The 18,048-nt window shown below is 33.6% G+C and carries 15 protein-coding genes; 6 read left to right on the forward strand and 9 right to left on the reverse strand.

Going from position 1 to position 18,048, the window contains the following annotated elements; genetic code table 11:
* Positions 1–37 precede the first annotated feature (37 nt).
* Both T410_RS05520 and T410_RS05525 read left to right on the forward strand, forming a co-directional pair.
* A complete protein-coding gene (locus T410_RS05520; RefSeq protein ID WP_035669284.1) occupies positions 38–2,089 on the forward strand; it encodes a tetratricopeptide repeat-containing sensor histidine kinase in 2,052 nt (683 codons plus the stop codon).
* A 2-nt stretch (positions 2,090–2,091) separates the two neighbouring features.
* Entirely contained in the window at positions 2,092–2,787 is a 696-nt protein-coding gene (locus T410_RS05525; RefSeq protein WP_035669285.1) for a response regulator, read from the forward strand.
* Positions 2,788–2,853: 66 nt separating this feature from the next.
* Here the strand turns inward: T410_RS05525 and thiL are convergent, their stop codons facing one another.
* Positions 2,854–3,900: a thiamine-phosphate kinase gene (thiL, locus tag T410_RS05530; RefSeq protein WP_035669286.1), complete on the reverse strand. Its 1,047-nt coding sequence runs from the start codon at positions 3,898–3,900 to the stop codon at positions 2,854–2,856.
* 106 nt (positions 3,901–4,006) lie between these two features.
* Here thiL and T410_RS05535 point away from each other — a divergent pair, with 106 nt between their 5' ends.
* Positions 4,007–4,939 (forward strand): 1-phosphofructokinase family hexose kinase, encoded by a 933-nt coding sequence (locus T410_RS05535; protein ID WP_035669289.1) that lies wholly within the window; start codon positions 4,007–4,009, stop codon positions 4,937–4,939.
* Between the two features lie 72 nt (positions 4,940–5,011).
* Here the strand turns inward: T410_RS05535 and lepA are convergent, their stop codons facing one another.
* The 6 genes from lepA to T410_RS05565 all read right to left on the reverse strand — a co-directional run bounded on the left by lepA (position 5,012) and on the right by T410_RS05565 (position 9,707).
* Positions 5,012–6,808 (reverse strand): translation elongation factor 4, encoded by a 1,797-nt coding sequence (gene lepA / locus T410_RS05540; protein ID WP_035669292.1) that lies wholly within the window; start codon positions 6,806–6,808, stop codon positions 5,012–5,014.
* A 111-nt stretch (positions 6,809–6,919) separates the two neighbouring features.
* Entirely contained in the window at positions 6,920–7,279 is a 360-nt protein-coding gene (locus tag T410_RS05545) for a hypothetical protein (protein WP_035669295.1), read from the reverse strand.
* Positions 7,280–7,281: 2 nt separating this feature from the next.
* A complete protein-coding gene (locus tag T410_RS05550) occupies positions 7,282–7,764 on the reverse strand; it encodes a DoxX family protein (RefSeq protein ID WP_035669297.1) in 483 nt (160 codons plus the stop codon).
* Between the two features lie 26 nt (positions 7,765–7,790).
* Positions 7,791–8,402 carry a GIN domain-containing protein gene (locus T410_RS05555; RefSeq protein ID WP_035669299.1) on the reverse strand — a complete coding sequence of 204 codons (612 nt, stop codon included), beginning with the start codon at positions 8,400–8,402 and terminating at the stop codon, positions 7,791–7,793.
* A gap of 40 nt (positions 8,403–8,442) precedes the next feature.
* The gene (locus tag T410_RS05560) at positions 8,443–8,799 is read right to left on the reverse strand and encodes a hypothetical protein (protein WP_035669302.1); all 357 of its coding nucleotides are present in this window, start codon (positions 8,797–8,799) and stop codon (positions 8,443–8,445) included.
* Between the two features lie 119 nt (positions 8,800–8,918).
* The gene (locus T410_RS05565) at positions 8,919–9,707 is read right to left on the reverse strand and encodes an AraC family transcriptional regulator (protein ID WP_238567345.1); all 789 of its coding nucleotides are present in this window, start codon (positions 9,705–9,707) and stop codon (positions 8,919–8,921) included.
* A gap of 522 nt (positions 9,708–10,229) precedes the next feature.
* On the opposite strand from T410_RS05565, the gene dusB reads away from it, so the two are divergent.
* Positions 10,230–11,222 (forward strand): tRNA dihydrouridine synthase DusB, encoded by a 993-nt coding sequence (gene dusB, locus T410_RS05570; protein ID WP_035669306.1) that lies wholly within the window; start codon positions 10,230–10,232, stop codon positions 11,220–11,222.
* Between the two features lie 47 nt (positions 11,223–11,269).
* Here the strand turns inward: dusB and T410_RS05575 are convergent, their stop codons facing one another.
* Both T410_RS05575 and rbfA read right to left on the reverse strand, forming a co-directional pair.
* A complete protein-coding gene (locus tag T410_RS05575) occupies positions 11,270–12,469 on the reverse strand; it encodes an FtsX-like permease family protein (RefSeq protein ID WP_035669308.1) in 1,200 nt (399 codons plus the stop codon).
* A 3-nt stretch (positions 12,470–12,472) separates the two neighbouring features.
* Positions 12,473–12,865, reverse strand: a complete 393-nt coding sequence (gene rbfA / locus T410_RS05580; RefSeq protein WP_035669309.1) for a 30S ribosome-binding factor RbfA — start codon at positions 12,863–12,865, stop codon at positions 12,473–12,475.
* Between the two features lie 242 nt (positions 12,866–13,107).
* Here rbfA and T410_RS16705 point away from each other — a divergent pair, with 242 nt between their 5' ends.
* Positions 13,108–16,800 (forward strand): exodeoxyribonuclease V subunit beta, encoded by a 3,693-nt coding sequence (locus T410_RS16705; RefSeq protein ID WP_081897812.1) that lies wholly within the window; start codon positions 13,108–13,110, stop codon positions 16,798–16,800.
* A 44-nt stretch (positions 16,801–16,844) separates the two neighbouring features.
* The gene (gene kbl, locus T410_RS05595) at positions 16,845–18,038 is read left to right on the forward strand and encodes a glycine C-acetyltransferase (RefSeq protein ID WP_035669311.1); all 1,194 of its coding nucleotides are present in this window, start codon (positions 16,845–16,847) and stop codon (positions 18,036–18,038) included.
* Positions 18,039–18,048: the final 10 nt, after the last annotated feature.

Raw genomic sequence — 18,048 nt, forward strand, 5'->3', positions numbered from 1 at the left:
TTATTTCACTATTTTTGGCAAAATTCATTAGCGGCTATTGAAAAATAAATACTACATACTTCTATTATTGTTTCTGATTTTTGTTTGTTTTGGTTGTACCCCAAAAAAAGCAGAAGACATTACTGTTACTTCATCAGAAGACAGTCTTTCTACTTATTTTTCATTAGCAAATGATTTTACCTTAGCACGAGAAAAGAGACAAGAATATAGTCATAAAGCTTTTGAAATAGTAATCAATCAAGAAAACGATTCGTTAAATCGAGTCAATCTGTTCAAAGTTGCCAATAGGTATTATAACATTAACAACTGGAAAGATTTTAATAAAACGGTGCATTTAGTTTTGGAAAAGTCTGAAAGTGCTAAGGATACTACAAGTATAATAAAAGGCTATACTTATTTGGGGGATTATTATGAGTCACAAGCAATTTTGGACAGTTCTTTTCAGTTTTATTATAAAGCAGAAAAAATGTATGCTAAACTGGGAGATAATATTAATTTAGGTAAAACATTATTTAGTAAAGCAAATTTACTTTATAAAGCAGGGGATTTTTTAGGAAGCGAAAAATCAGTGTTCAATGTTTTGCGTATTGTTAAAGGAGAAAATAAAATAAATAGTATTTTATATGATGCCTATAATCTTTTAGGATTGATTTATAATGAGCTTGGGGATTATGAATCGGCTATAGTTTATAATAATAAGGCATTGACTGTAATTGATGATGAAATTATACCATTGGAATTTCAGTCTAGAGCCACTTCTTATAATAATATTGGCTTTCTCTATCTCAATTCGCAAAAATACTTATTTGCAAAAGAATATTTTCAAAAGGGATTGGAACAGAAAAATCTAATTATCCAAAAACCATACGTTTATACAATGTTGTTGGACAATTTGGCTTATTCTAAATTCAAATTAAATGAGACTGAAGGGCTCCCGAAAATGTTTTATCAGTCGTTGAAACTAAGAGATAGTTTGAAATTAACATCTGGAATATTTATTAATAAAATCCATTTATCAGAATATTTTGCTTCAAAAAAGGATACTATCAAAGCTTTACAGTATTCTAAAGAAGCATTATTACTTGCCCGAAGCACCAATATTTCTAGAGATATTTTAGTGGCGTTAAAACAATTGGCTGTTATAGAACCCGAAAAGGCATCTGATTATACAAAGGAATACATTCATATTAATGAAGAACTGCAGAAAGCAGAGCGTAAAATGGGCGATAAGTTTTCTCGCATTGAGTATGAAACAGATCAAATAAAAGGAGAGAATACAAATCTGGAAACTAAAAACCGAAATTTGTTATTTGGGTTTAGTGGTTTTACTATGTTAGGCCTCTTGTTGTTTGTAATTAAAGCTCAAAAAACGAAGAATAGAGAATTATTGTTCAAACAAGAGCAACAAAAAGTCAATGAAGAAATCTATAATTTAATGATTTCGCAACAAAGCACCATTGAAACGAGTAGGATTGTCGAGAAAAAAAGAGTGGCGCAAGAGTTGCACGATGGTGTTTTGGGAAGAATGTTTGGCGTACGGATGAATTTGGATGGTTTGAATAAATTTAATGATGAGATTGCAGTTAATCAAAGGAATAGTTATTTGGCAGAATTAAAAAATATTGAGCAAGATATTCGTGAAATTTCACATGACTTGAATAGAGAAAAATCGGAATTAATTAATAACTTCGTTGCCATTGTAAATAATTTATTTGAAGATCAGAAAAAAACATTTAAACCAAAATTAATAACGACAATTGATCCGGCTATAAAATGGGAGTTATTAAGTAATGCTATTAAAATAAACTTATACCGAATTATTCAAGAGTCACTTCAAAACATTAATAAGTATGCTAACGCAAATACAATTAAAGTGGAACTCAAGAAAAATGGTGAAAATTTATTTTTGTCAATAAATGATGATGGGGTTGGGTTTAATGTAAATAAAGCAAAAAGAGGTATTGGCATACAAAACATTCAATCTCGAACGAAAGAATGTATTGGAACAGTAGATATAAAATCAAATAAAGGGGAAGGAACAACAATTACAATTACAGTTCCAATAGAACAAAAATTAATACTTACATAGAAATGACAATTGCCTCAACTGAAAAGACAATGATTCAAAATAATATACTAATCGTTGATGATCATCCTTTTATTATTGAAGGATATAAAAATGCAATTACAAGATATAATCCTAAAGATTTTGAGTTTTTTATTAGTCAGGCTAAGGACTGTAAGTCGGCATATGATTTGATTACTAACCCAGATACTTTAGCTTTTGATATCGCTTTTTTAGATATTAGTATGCCTTCTTATGAAGAAAAAGGTATTTATTCTGGTGAGGATTTAGCGAAATTAATCAACGAAACAATGCCTTCCTGCAAAATCATTTTGCTGACTATGTATACTGAATTACTGAAATTAAAAACTATTATAAGTACTATAAGCCCAAATGGATTAGTAATAAAAAATGATTTGACATTCGACGAATTACTTTTTGCTTTTGACAAAGTCATAAATAATAAAATTTATTATAGTGAATCCGTTCAAAAAATGCTAAACTTAGCCGAAAAGGATACGATAGAAATTGATCAATTTGACAAACAAATTTTATTTCATTTATCAAAAGGGACTAAGCTGAATGAGATACCGCAATACATTCCTATTTCATTAGGAGAAATTGAAAGGAGAAAACTAAACTTAAAAGAATTATTGAAAATAGACAATGGTAGCGATATAGATTTAATTCGTGAGGCAAAAAATCAAGGATTACTTTTTTAGCTGTAAATGAACTTTAAACAAAAACGACACTTTTCAGGTGTCGTTTTTTGTTTATTTTACAGATTCCTATTGACTCAAAGCATCCCAACCACGGGCCTTTAAAGCAATTTTGGTATTGGCTCGAGTGACTAAGTGAATACCTTCACTTTCTTGTGTCATATGGCCTATAATAGTAAAATTTGGATTGCCCTTTATTTTTTCAAAGTCTTCCATGGCAATGGTGAAAAGTAATTCGTAATCTTCACCTCCGTTTATTGCTACTGTTGTACTGTCGATGTTGAATTCTTCGCAAACATTAATAAATTGTGGGTCGATTGGTAGTTTGTCTTCGTATAAATTACAACCCACTTTAGACTGTTTGCACAAATGCATAATTTCCGATGACAATCCATCTGAAATATCAATCATTGAAGTTGGTTTTATTTCTAAAGCGTGCAATAAAGTACGGACATCTTTTCTGGCTTCTGGCTTCAATTGACGTTCTATCAAATACGTATAAGCATCTAAATCTGGTTGCGAATTTGGATTAACCTGAAAAACTTGCTTTTCTCTTTCTAAAACTTGTAATCCCATATAGGCAGCACCAATATCACCAGTAACAACTAGTAAATCAGTTTGTTTGGCACCATTCCTATAAACGATTTCTTCAGCATCTGCCTCGCCAATGGCGGTTATACTGATGATTAATCCTTTTTGGGATGAAGTAGTATCGCCACCAATAACATCTACATTATATTCACGAGCAGCATGCGTAATCCCTGCGAATAATTCTTCTAAAGCTTCTAATGGAAACCGATTAGATACAGCAATTGAAACCGTTATTTGTGTTGGTTTGGCATTCATCGCGCAAATGTCAGAAACATTGACCACAACAGCTTTATAGCCTAAATGTTTTAGTGGCATATAAGCCAAATCAAAATGCACACCTTCAATCAACAAATCAGTTGAAACTACTACTTTTTTAGATGCAAAATCCAAGACGGCAGCATCATCTCCAATTCCCTTTAAAGTAGAAGCTTGGTTGATTTCAAAGTTTTTTGTCAAATGGTCTATTAATCCAAATTCTCCTAATTGAGCAATACTTGTGCGTTGTGGGGTTTTATCTTCGATCATTATTTTCGTTGTTTTGAGGTTGCAAATATACAAAGAAATATTCGCCTTGATTTGTATCAAATTCTATCAATTTTATCCGACCTTTAGAGTATTAAATTTGAGAAAAATGAAGCCATTTGATATAGTTACGCTTACAGTTAATCCTGCTTTAGATAAAAGTACTCATTTTAAAGGCTTAGTCCCGGAACAAAAAATACGATGTGATGAGCCTCGTTATGATGCGGGAGGTGGGGGAATCAATGTTTCTAAAGCAATTTCCCGTCTGGGAGGTACATCTTTAGCAGTATTTACTTCTGGTGGACCAATGGGTAAAATGCTGGAAGAATTGGTTGCGAAAGAATCAGTTGAATTTAAAGCAATCGAAGTTCAAACTTGGACAAGAGAAAGTTTTGTCGCTGTGGATGATAATACCAATTCACAATACCGATTTGGTTTTACAGGGGGAAAAATTACTCCTGACGAAAGTAACAGGATATTAGAAACCATAGCTAATTTTAAACTAAAATTTCTAGTAGCCAGCGGGAGTTTGAATGAAGGTCTGTCAGTAGATTTTTATCAAAAAATCGCAGAAATCGCCAAAAAATCAAATGCTAAATTAATTGTAGATACATCTGGCGAGGCATTAAGAAAAGCCTTAGAAGTTGGTGTCTATTTGATAAAACCCAATGTTGGTGAACTGGCAAAACTCATTGGTGTGGAGCGATTGGAACTGGAAGAAGTAAATGAAGCCGCAAAACAAATCATTGCTAAAGGAGGTGCTGAAATTGTTGTGGTTTCCCTAGGACCGCAGGGTGCTGTGCTGGTTACAAAAGATTCTTACGAATTTGTTCCTGCTCCCAATGTCGCAAAAAAAAGCACTGTGGGTGCAGGTGACAGTATGGTGGGTGGAATGGTTTGGGCACTTTCACAAAATAAAAGTCTGAAAGAAGTTATTCGCTGGGGAGTCGCTTGCGGTTCGGCAGCAACGATGAATGAAGGGACACAATTATTTAAAGGGGAAGATGCCGAGCGATTGTTTGAATGGTTGAAAGATAAATAAAAAAAAACCCTGACGATTTTAAAATCGTCAGGGTTCTATATATTTAATCTCCGTTCTTTTTTCTAAAAAAAATTAATCATTCAATTTCAAAACTGCCATAAACGCTTCTTGTGGAATTTCAACATTTCCAACCAATCTCATACGTTTTTTACCTTTTTTCTGCTTTTCCAATAATTTACGTTTGCGGGAAATATCCCCACCATAACATTTGGCGGTAACATCTTTACGCAATGCTTTTATTGTTTCACGCGAAATCACTTTTACACCTATAGCCGCTTGAACAGGAATGTCAAATTGTTGGCGAGGGATTAATTCTTTCAGCTTCTCACACATTTTTTTACCAATAGAATAGGCATTGTCTACGTGCATCAATGAAGATAAAGCATCAACAATAGTAGCATTTAATAAGATATCTACTTTAACCAAATTAGAAGTTCTCATTCCAATTGGTGTATAATCAAAGGAAGCATACCCTTTAGAAACCGTTTTTAATCGGTCATAAAAGTCAAATACAATCTCTGCTAATGGCATATCAAAAGTCAATTCTACACGTTCCGTAGTCAAATACGTTTGGTTGGTAATCAATCCACGTTTTTCAATACATAGACTCATTACGTTCCCAACATAATCGGCTTTTGTAATTATGGTAGCTTTAATAAATGGTTCTTCAACATGGTCCAAACGAGATGGCTCAGGTAAGTCGGATGGGTTGTTTACTATTAAAACCGTTTCAGGATTTTTTTTCGTAAATGCATGGTACGAAACGTTGGGGACCGTAGTTATAACCGTCATGTTGAACTCTCTCTCCAAACGCTCTTGGATAATTTCCATGTGCAACATCCCAAGGAATCCACAACGGAAACCAAATCCTAAAGCCGCTGAGCTTTCTGGTAAAAATACCAACGAAGCATCATTCAACTGTAATTTTTCCATAGAGTTTCTCAACTCCTCATAATCTTCAGTATCTACTGGGTAAATCCCTGCAAAAACCATTGGTTTCACATCCTCAAAACCAGTAATAATATTAGTAGTTGGGTTTTTCGCATCGGTTAGCGTATCACCCACTTTTACTTCTTTTGCTTCTTTAATTCCCGAAATCAAATACCCAACATCACCTGCTGAAATTACTTGTTTCGGAACTTGGTTTAATTTCAATGTACCAATTTCATCCGCAAAATATTCGTTTCCGGTAGCCATGAATTTAATCTTTTGGCCTTTTTTAATCTGTCCGTTTTTCACACGGAAAATAACCTCAATTCCGCGAAACGGATTGTAATGCGAGTCAAAAATCAATGCTTGTAATGGTTCGTCCACATTTCCTGATGGAGGCGGAATTCTTTCGATAATGGCTGCCAAAATATTTTCAACACCTAAGCCAGTTTTACCTGAAGCATGAATAATTTCTTCTAATTTGCAACCTAACAAGTCAACAATATCATCGCTCACTTCCTCAGGATTGGCGCTCGGTAAATCCACTTTATTCAAAACTGGAATAATTTCTAAGTCATTCTCCAAAGCCAAATATAAATTCGAAATCGTTTGTGCTTGTATACTTTGCGCTGCATCTACAATCAAAAGCGCACCTTCACAAGCAGCAATCGAACGAGAAACCTCATAGGAAAAATCCACGTGTCCCGGAGTATCAATTAAATTCAGGATGTATTCTTGTCCTTTATACGTGTATTCCATCTGAATCGCGTGACTCTTAATCGTAATCCCACGTTCACGCTCCAGGTCCATGTTATCAAGCAATTGCGCTTTTTCTTCACGAGCGGTAACGGTTTGTGTGGCGCCAAGAAGTCTGTCAGCAAGCGTACTTTTTCCGTGGTCAATATGTGCAATAATGCAAAAATTTCTAATATGCTTCATCTTCTGTATCTGTCAATTTTACTAATGCTTTCGCATTTAATCTGCAAATATAGGGTAAAAGTTTGACAGTTGAATTGGAATTAATTTTCAGGTATTTTAAAAAATTATATTTTACCTCATATTATATTTTGCATTGTAAAAAGTGGTGTCTTTTTCAGAAAATAGTACTCTTCTGTTTTCTTTATCTCTAAATTCAAAAGTGTCATTTACAACAAATTTCACTTCAGTAAATTTATATCCAGTTTCAAAAGTTACAGCTATTTCATAAAGACTGTCTTTTTTAATCTCTTTCATTTTGGTGTCATAATCCCAAGATAAAGGTTTGTCGTTTCCTCTAATTCCCACTTTTTTACTATTTTTTATTTCGGATGCATCCAAAGTAAAAACAATAGTCTTTTTATACGATTTCTGCACGCAACTTGTTACTAATAAAGTAAGTAATAATGCGATTATTGTTACTGGGGTTTTCATAATTATATTTTGGTTTTAGTTACTAGATAATCAATTCCAAATCTTCCTGAACCTAGAATTAAATGGAACATCACAACCCAAAGAAATCCCATGGCGGCTAGACAACTCCATAATCCGTTGTTGATTTGTTGCATAAAAATTGCTACTAACATGGTGCAAATAATAAGAAAAGAGGCTATTCTAGTTTGAAATCCGAACAATAACAATAATCCGCCAATGGCTTCAGAAAAGGCACCTATCCAAGCAAAGAAAACGGGAGCAATAGCAAAAATTCCACCGTATTTTGCTACATCATTTGGAAACCAAAAAGCTACTTCAAACAATCCTAAATTATTATCGACTGGAGACCAAGGCATTCCGAATTTTGCCGCTCCAAAATTAAAAGCAAGCAAGTAACCACAAACGATTCGTGGAATAGTTATAAATAAATCTTGCGACCAATGTGGCAACAAAATGGGTTTTGTAATTCTAGTGAGTAGTTTCATATTTTTTAGATTTGAAATTAATAGTACTATTTGTTAACATTTACAATATTTCCGTTTCCAGATTTGATTGATTCAATAATATTAGTTGCATTTACTCTTGCATTTCCATTGCCACTACAAGTTATTTTAGCATTTTTTGCGATTAGTTTTTCGGCGTTAAGATTTCCATTGCCTCGACAAATTATCTCAAGATTATCAACAAGTCCTGACAGAGTAGTACTTCCATTTACTGGATTTACTGATTTGAAATTTTTACTGTTTACACTAGTAACAGTTAAACCAGAATTACCATTATTGCTTACTTCTAGTATAAAAGGCATGGTTATTTTTACATAAATTTTAGTGTTTTCAATATACATTTTGTTATTTCGGTTTCCTTTTAATGCTATTGTCAATTGTTTGTCGTGAGAATATTCTACTAGTGTCAATAAGCTGGATAAATTATCATCAATCGTTATTGTAATTGAAAATGGTTTTCCTACTTCTATTTCGAGTTTTCCGTCTAAATCATCAAAACGTACTTTATCAAAATTTTTATAATCGTAAGTTTTGGTAATTGTTTTTCCTGAACCTCTTAGTTGTGCGTTTGCAAAAGTTGACGATAAAGCCAAAACAATTGAGATGATTAATTTTGTCATAATTAGTTTTTTAATGATTGATTTTTGATTGAAAACTCGTTTAATTTTTATAACCCATAGATAATCCGATATCGCCAGTAACATACAAATCGACCGATGCAATTTCATTGGATTTGTTTTCAATAACTAAAGCGGTATTGCTTTCTGCTTTTACTTTAATAGTTTCATTTGGACTAACAATAATTGGCGAATGCGTTCCTCCAGTAATAGGAGCCATAATTATTTGTAAATCGTGCTTGGAAACGTTTTTAAGTTTTACTTTAAAGGTTCCGTGTTCATTATTTCCTAAAACAAAACTTTCGTTTGGTTTAATAGTTGTGTTAGAAGTTAGCGAACCAAAAACACCACAAGAAGTAGTAAGTAATAAAATAGCGAATAATGCAATAGCTGTTTTCATAATTTAAATTTTAATGATTAATAACAGAACAAAATTGCGTCATAAATCATAGCCAATCGCTTCAAATTATGATTTGAGACTAACTAAATAGTATTTGGGAAGTGTCGTGAACGTTGAGGTTACAAAGTTTCGATAAATTCTTTCGGAGTTTTTCCAGTATTTTTCTTGAAAGAGCGGTTGAAAGTAGCTTTTGAATTGAATCCATTATCAAAAGCAATTCCTAATAAGGTAGATTTTTTTTGTTCGCCATTTGTAAAACTATTTTTTACGGCTTCAATTCGGTAATTATTGATGCAATCGTTAAAATTCATTTGAAAACCTTGATTGATAGTTTTAGAAATCACAGAAGCATTTGTTTCTAATTTTTTTGCCAAATCGGTAAGCGTCAATTCGGGATTTTTATACAATTTTTCAGTTTGAATTAAGGTTGCAATTTTTGATTTCCAAAGTTCAATTTCTGGCGAATTTTTTTCTTCAAAAGTTTCGTGCTGAATATCAATTATGGTTTCTGATTCATTTGTATTATTTTCATTCAATAAAAGAGTCGGATTTTTATCAAAAAACGACATCTTGAAAGGAATTGTAGTATTTATAGGATTGGAATATCCGGCAATTGCAATGTAATACATAACTATCGAAAAGGACAGAAAAAACCACCAACTGCCTTGATACGATTTTATTTCGGGATAAAAGAATCCTAAAATGTCAAAAAAAACAGGAAGAAGAAGCATCACTAAAAAAGCCATCTGATAGGTTTTTATCCATTCAAATAAAATGGAATCGGCATAACTAACTACTTGAAAAATTAGTTTTTTGTAAATATTATAATATTGAATACTCAAAATAAAATAGACAATCATGGAAACTAAACCTAGCTTTTGATACCAATAATCAAAATCTTTATCCATGCCGTTTTTATAGAAATAGTAATCACCAAAAATAAACTTGTCATAAATCCAAATTGCAATAATGTATAGGAGATAAATGAATCCAGGAATTAAATGGAGTACTTCTTTTTTTAAAAATTTGAAGGAGGGATTTAATAAACTTTGCGTGTAAAAAAAGATAATTGGGCCAACAAAAAATAAGTGTTGGAACGGAGTATAAAATAAAAAATCCCTGTATGGTTGATTGTCATACCAACCAGCAAAACCTAACATCCAGGGCGCAATATAAAGACAGCACAAAAAAATAAAAAGACTCAATAAATAATTGGATTTGTTTTGAGTTTTTATAGCCTTTGCGAGTATTAAAACGCTATAGATTAAACCTTGTGTAAAGGAAATAAGTAAAACCGAACTATAAAATCCAAATTGAAAAAGCATTGCTAAGTTTTCGTAAAAATAATTATTAATTTTAAATGATTGTCACACATAAGATTAAATTTCATAACCGAGTTTTCTTAACTATCTTTGCAAAAAAATAAATTGATGATCAAGATTGGCAACATAGAATTACCTGATTTCCCTTTACTTCTCGCGCCTATGGAAGACGTGAGTGATCCACCTTTCCGTAGATTATGTAAGGCTCATGGGGCTGATATGATGTATTCTGAATTTATTTCTTCCGAAGGTTTGATTCGTGACGCTATCAAAAGCCGAATGAAATTAGATATTTTTGATTACGAAAGACCTGTAGGAATCCAGATTTTCGGCGGAGACGAAGAAGCAATGGCAATGTCATCAAAAATTGTATCTACCGTAAACCCAGATATAATCGATATTAATTTTGGTTGTCCCGTTAAAAAAGTCGTTTGCAAAGGAGCCGGAGCCGGAGTTCTTAAAGATGTAGATTTAATGATTCGTCTTACTCAGGCCGTTATCGACAGTACACATTTACCTGTCACTGTAAAAACACGTTTGGGTTGGGATGATAATTCCATAAATATTGATGAAGTGGCAGAGCGTTTGCAAGACATTGGTGTTGCCGCTTTGAGTATACACGCCAGAACTCGTGCCCAAATGTACAAAGGTCATTCTGATTGGTCTCACATTGCCCGAGTAAAAAATAATCCTAGAATCACAATGCCTATTTTCGGTAACGGAGATATTGATTCCCCAGAAAAAGCATTGCAATACAAAAATGAATACGGCATCGACGGAATCATGATTGGTCGTGCAGCAATAGGTTATCCTTGGATTTTTGACGAAATCAAACATTATTTCAAAACGGGAGAACATTTGCCAAAACCTACTGTTATTGATAGAGTTGAAGCAGTGCGAAATCACCTTACTTGGGCAATGGAATGGAAAGGTGAAAGACTAGGAATTGTAGAAACGCGTCCACATTATACCAATTATTTTAAAGGAATTCATTCTTTTAAAACGCACAAACAAAAATTAGTTACGCTGGATCGTCCTGAAGAATTATTCGCCGCTTTGAATGAAATCGAAGAAGCGTATGCAGGATATGAGGTTGTTTAATCGTTCAGTCTTTTAGGATTTTAAACCCTAAAGGGATTAGTTTGGTTTTAGTCCAACAATTTTTTACTCACCCTACTACTTGCAATCAGCGAAGCGACAAAACCAAGTGAGACAATCGTTCCCATTACAATCAGTACATTTTCAAGAGAAAAAACAACAGGATAAGCTAGTGTAGGAGTAATCATAACCAGCTGAAAATGTTGTTGCAGTAATACAATTATAATGCCTAAAATGAGTCCAATAATTCCACCAAAAACACTTAATAAAGTACCTTGAAGCAGAAATATTTTTCGCAAATCTTTGATTTCAGTTCCTAGATTGAATAAGGTTTTAAGATTTCCTTTTTTGTCTAAAATCATCATAATCAGTGCGCCAATCAAGTTGAAAAGCGCCACTATAATCACCAAAGTAAAAATTAGATACACCGCAATATTTTCGGTATTCAACATTTTATACAATGATTCGTTAAGTTGTGCTCTGTTTTTTACGGTGATTTTATTATTGAAAATAGTTTTGAGTTTGTCAGTAATAGCACTTTCGTCAGCAGCACTTTTCATTTTGATTTCAATCCCAGAAACCTGATTGGTTTTGTATTCCAATAATTCTTGCGCTAAACCTAAATCTGCAAAAACATATTTGGAATCTAAATCCTCGCTAATTGCATAAATTCCAACCGGAATAATATCCGTTTTGTTAAAAGCTTGTTCTGGATTTTCAATAGCACCTTTTCCTGGTTTTGGAACTAAAACTTCCAATTGACGATTGAAATCCAATAATCCCATCGAGAATTTTTGGGCGATTCCGTAACCTACAACCACTTGATACGTATCTGGTTTAAGCCATTGTCCGTTGAAAAGTTTTGTTTCAATCGCATTTACTTTGACATAATTGGCATCAACTCCTTTTAAGTAGGTAACTTCCTGTTTTCCGTCAAAAGTAAATAAAACGCGCTCTTCAATAATTTTAGTGTACGAAACTAAGCCGTTAATTTTTTTAATTTGACTTTCTTGTGTGGGAGAAATAAAAAAAGATTTTCCTAGAATCGAACTCGCTTTCAAATCCGGATCAATGTCATTCGTAAACGAAAGGCTAAAAAGTTTCAGTCCGCTAAAAACGGACAAAACCACAAACAAAGCCATTGCGCCAACAATAATTCCCATGCTGGCAATTCGATTGATGATATTGATAGCATTATTTTTACTATTGCTAAGAATGTAGCGTTTGGCTATGTAAAGGGGAAAATTCAAATTTTATTGGAATCTGCGTTTGTCCAAAAGATCTCTATTTTCTATAGGATTATCTCTATTGGCTAACGCATTGTCAATTTTTTCAATGTAGTCTAAAGAGTCGTCAATAAAGAAAACCAAATTGGGAACTTTTCTTAATTGCAAACGAACTCGTTGCGATAAATCATGTTTTATGTTTTTAGCATTGGACTTAACCGCCTCTAAGATTTCTTTGGCTTTGTCCTGAGGGAAAACGCTTAAATGCACTGTCGCTACTGATAAATCGGTAGTCACCGTAACCTTGGATACCGAAATGACTAAGTTTGCCACTCCGTTTTTTCTCACCTCACCTTGCAGAATGTCAACCAAATCTTTTTGGATAACCCCACCTATTTTTTTCTGTCTATTTGTTTCCATGCTGCAAAAATACTACTTTTAAGTTTTATCCCGAAGTTTCGGGACAAATTTTAAAAGTAACCTATTAATACGTGTGTTTTTAGAAGCTATTTCCTGATGGAAACGGCATCCTTTTTATAAGATGATGAAAAATCACCTTATAAAAAGGATGCCGTTTCCATCAGGGCTAGGGAATTTGGGAAATTAGGACGCTCATTCTAAATCAGAAATCAAAAAACGTTAATCAGAAATCAAAAATATTAATGCAAAGACCTTCCTTCTCCATATACGACGCATCTGCCGGCTCCGGAAAAACCTATGCGCTTGTCAAAGAATACCTGAAAATTATCCTTGTTGCGCCCAAGAATGATGCATATCGCAACATTCTCGCCATTACGTTTACCAACAAAGCGGTACACGAAATGAAATCCCGAATCGTAGGCAGTTTGTCAGAATTTGCCAAAGAAGAGCCTAGTGGGAAAGCACTGGATTTAATGCAGGATTTGGTGAACGGAAAACGAAAAGAAAATAATCCTGAAGAATGGAGCGAAGAACCAATAGGGCTTTCAATCATTGAAATAAAAACTAAATCACAGCAAATCATCAAGCACATAATTCATAATTATGCTGCTTTTGATATTTCGACCATTGATAAATTCACGCATAAAGTGATTCGGGCTTTTGCACATGATTTGAATTTACCTATGACGTTTGAAGTTACTTTGGATACCGAAAATCTGCTTGTAGAAGCTGTTGATGCCATCATCGCCCAAGCCGGAGAAGATGAAACATTAACTAAATTGCTCATCGATTTTACGATGGAAAAAACCGATGATGACAAATCTTGGGACATTTCTCGTGAAATTCTTGAAACGGGTCGTTTGGTTTTAAATGAAAATAACCGAAATGAAATCACTCATTTTCAAGATAAATCTATCCTTGAGTTTGTCGAAATCAAAAACAAACTTTCTGAAGCCTGCAAAGACTTAGAAAAGCAAACTATTGTTTTTGCAGAAGAAGCGTTAGCCTTAATTGATAAAAACGGGATTGACACCAAATCCTTTTCTAGAGGCACTTTTCCCAATCATATTACGAGTATTCAGCAAGGGAAATTCAATCCCAAGAATAAAATGTTTCATGAGTTTGATGATATTGCTATCAATAAAACGGCAAAAGATCGTGCGATTATTGAAAATCTAATTCCTGAATTTTTACAAATTCTATCGAAAGTTTATTCGACTTTTGAAAAGATAAATTTCTATAAAGCGTTCCTAAAAAACATTACGCCTTTATCATTGTTAAATACGGTGAGTAATGAATTAGCCAAAATTCAGGAAGAACAAAATGTACTTTCCATTTCAGAATTTAATGCGATTATTCATCGGGAGATTCAAAATCAGCCGGCACCTTTTATATACGAACGATTGGGTGAACGCTACCGTCATTTTTTTATAGATGAATTTCAGGATACTTCCGAAATGCAATGGCAGAATCTGATTCCGCTGATTGACAATGCGCTTTCGGGTCAGGATGATTTTGGTGTAAAAGGAACCTTGATGATTGTTGGAGATCCTAAGCAATCCATTTACAGATGGCGTGGTGGAAAAGCAGAACAGTTTATTGAACTAAGTAAGGACCAAAATCCGTTCAATAATCCCGATAAAAGACTCGAACATTTAGATAAAAATTACCGTAGTTATTCGCAAATAATAGAATTTAATAATGATTTTTTTAAATTGTTATCGAATGAATTTGACCATTTGGATTATAAAGATTTGTATGAAAATCATAGCCATCAAAAAACGAATGATAAAACTGGTGGCTATGTAAATATTTCTTTCATTCCAAAAGTAGAAACTTCGGAAGATGACGACGAAACTTTAGATAAAACCGATTTGTATGTTTTAGCAACTTTAAATACGATTCAAAAAACGCTAAAACAAGGCTTTCAATACAAAGATATTGTGATTCTGACTAGAAAAAGAAGTCAGGGAATTGCAATTGCGAATTATCTAACCGAGCAAGGAATTCCGCTTTTGTCTTCGGAAACTTTGATGATTCAAAATGCGACCGAAGTTAGATTGATTATTCATTTATTGAAATATTTGAAAAACAGTTCAGACCTAGAATCCAAAGCAAATTTTCTTCAATATTTAGCGAAAAACAGTCAGGATAAATTACCGATTCATGATTTTATCGCTCAGGGAATGGCGTTGTTTCAAGAAACTGATTTCGAAAATTGGTTGATGAGTTTTGATGTTTCACTTTCTTTTCAAAATATTCGAAAAAAATCATTGTATGAAGCGGTGGAAACTATAATAGCAAAGTTCCTCACCCCAGCCCTCTCCAAAGGAAAGGGTGACGGAGTGGTTAATCGTGTGGATAAAAATAGTCTTATTGAATCAAATAAATTAGGGTTAATGACGGGTGGTAATTATTCTCATCTTTTGATAGAAAAAGCAAAAGAAATGCGAAAGCAGCCCACGCATGCTGAGAAAGTTCTTTGGATGGAACTTAAATCTAAATCACTGGAAGATTATAAATTTAGGCAACAACATTTGATAGATGATTTTATTGTTGATTTTGTTTGCTTGTCCAAAAAACTGGTTCTTGAAGTGGATGGTGAATACCATTTTACAGAAGAACAAATACAGTTGGATAATTATAGAACAATTACTTTAAATAAATTAGGCTATAAAGTCATTCGATTTACCAATGAGCAAGTAGTAAAGAGTATTTCAGAAGTTTTAAAAGAGATAAAAAAGGAGTTAGTAAGTCAAGAAATTTTTCTAGATTCTATTGCTCCAGTTTCGGCTCCTTCCCCTTCGGAGAGGGTTGGGGAGGGGAATGCTTACGTCCAATATTTCCTAGACATTGTTCTGGAGCGAGATATTCGGAACCAAGCAGGAATTTCAGATTTCTTGAATTTCTGGGATAAAAATGCGGAGAAATTCAGTATTCCATCTCCGGAAGGGACAAATGCGGTTCGAATTATGACCATTCACAAATCGAAAGGACTGGAGTTTCCAGTTGTAATTTTTCCTTTTGCGGAGGAAGATTACAATAGAAAACCAAAAGATAAATTATGGATTAATGCTGAGGAACAGGATTTTGGTTTGCCAAAAGTATTGATTGACAATAGTAGCGCAGTAGAAGGATTTGGAGAGGAAGCTGCTGAAGTTTATAACCAAAAGAAACAGGAAGAATTGTTGGATAATATTAATGTTTTATACGTTGCTTTAACCCGAGCTGAGGAACAATTGTATGTGATTTCGAATATGAATTTATCCAACAAAGGGGAGATTCCAAAGAATAATATGTGTAGCTTTTTTATTAATTATATAGGTAGTAAATGCGAATTTGATGAAAATAAAATGGAATATGAATTTGGTAATTTGATTAGATTGTCTGTAGGGAAAGAGCATGTCGATACTTCAAAAACGATTCCTTTAGTTTCAGAAATTCTAAATCCCCAAAATATAAAAATCGCACAACGCGAAGCTTTAATGTGGGGAACGCATCAGCAGGAAGCTATTGAATATGGAAATGTAATTCATGAAATTTTATCTTTTGTAAAAACCAAGAATGATGTTGATTTGGCAATTATAAAATCTATTGAAAACGGATTAATCACTTTTGCTCAAAAAGAAACAGTGTACAATACGATTCAAGAAATTGTTGGCCATTTGGAACTTTCCACTTATTTTGCCGAAGAAAATGAAATTTTGAATGAACAAACAATCATTCAAAAAGAAGGAAAAACAGTTAAACCAGACCGAATAGTTTTAACAAAAAACAAAGAAGTATTGTTGCTGGATTATAAAACAGGAACACATAATGTTAAATACCAACAACAATTAGCGAATTATCAACATGCTATTGAGAAAATGGGATACAAAGTAGTTAAAAAGGCATTAATATACATAGGGAAAGAAATCGATGTAGTAAATTTGTAAGCTTATAGAAAAAGGAATAAACAACGCTTTAACAAACGCATAAAATGTACGGAAAAATCAAAGAATACTTACAGGCAGAATTGCAAACTATAGAAGATAATGGAATCTTCAAATCGGAGCGAATAATTACTTCGCCTCAAGGTGCAGAAATCATTATTTCGACAGGAGAAACTGTTCTGAATTTTTGTGCCAATAATTATTTGGGATTAGCATCGCACCCTGAAGTAATACAGGCTGCAAAAGACACATTAGATTCTCATGGTTTTGGAATGTCGTCCGTCCGTTTTATTTGTGGGACCCAAGATATTCACAAAACATTGGAAAAAAAGATTTCTGAATTTTATGGTACAGAAGATACTATTCTTTATGCAGCAGCTTTTGATGCGAATGGAGGAGTTTTCGAACCTTTATTAGGTGAAAACGACGCAATAATCTCAGATAGTTTGAATCACGCTTCTATTATAGATGGTGTTCGTTTATGTAAAGCAGCCCGTTACCGTTATGAAAATAGTAACATGGAAGATTTAGAACAACAGCTGATTAAAGCTACTGAGGCTGGAACTCGTTTTAAATTAATTGTTACGGACGGTGTTTTCTCTATGGACGGAGTAATAGCGCCATTGGATAAAATTTGTGATTTAGCTGATAAATATGATGCAATGGTAATGGTTGATGAGTGTCATGCTGCCGGATTTATTGGTGCAACAGGAAAGGGTACGCTGGAAGTAAAAGGCGTAATGGGAAGAGTAGATATTATAACAGGGACATTAGGGAAAGCGCTTGGTGGAGCAATGGGAGGATATACGACTGCCAAAAAAGAAGTTATAGAAATATTGCGTCAACGTTCAAGACCTTACTTGTTTTCTAATTCTTTGGCACCAGCAATTGTTGGGGCTTCTATAAAGGTTTTTGAAATATTAGAAAGAGATACTGTTTTAAGAGATAAATTGGAATGGAATACCAGCTATTTCAAAAAAGGAATGAAAAAAGCCGGTTTTGATATCATTGATGGTGATTCTGCAATTGTTCCAGTGATGTTATATGATGCTAAATTATCTCAGAATATGGCTAATGAATTGTTGAAAAGAGGAATTTATGTTATAGGTTTCTTTTTTCCGGTGGTTCCTAAGGATAAGGCCAGAATTAGAGTACAACTATCTGCAGCGCACACAACAGCCCACTTGGATAAGGCAATTAGCGCTTTTGTTGAAGTAGGACGTATGTTGGGAGTTGTATAATTCTTGTTGA

This window comes from Flavobacterium sp. 83, from assembly GCF_000744835.1.
In the GTDB taxonomy this organism is placed as follows: domain Bacteria; phylum Bacteroidota; class Bacteroidia; order Flavobacteriales; family Flavobacteriaceae; genus Flavobacterium.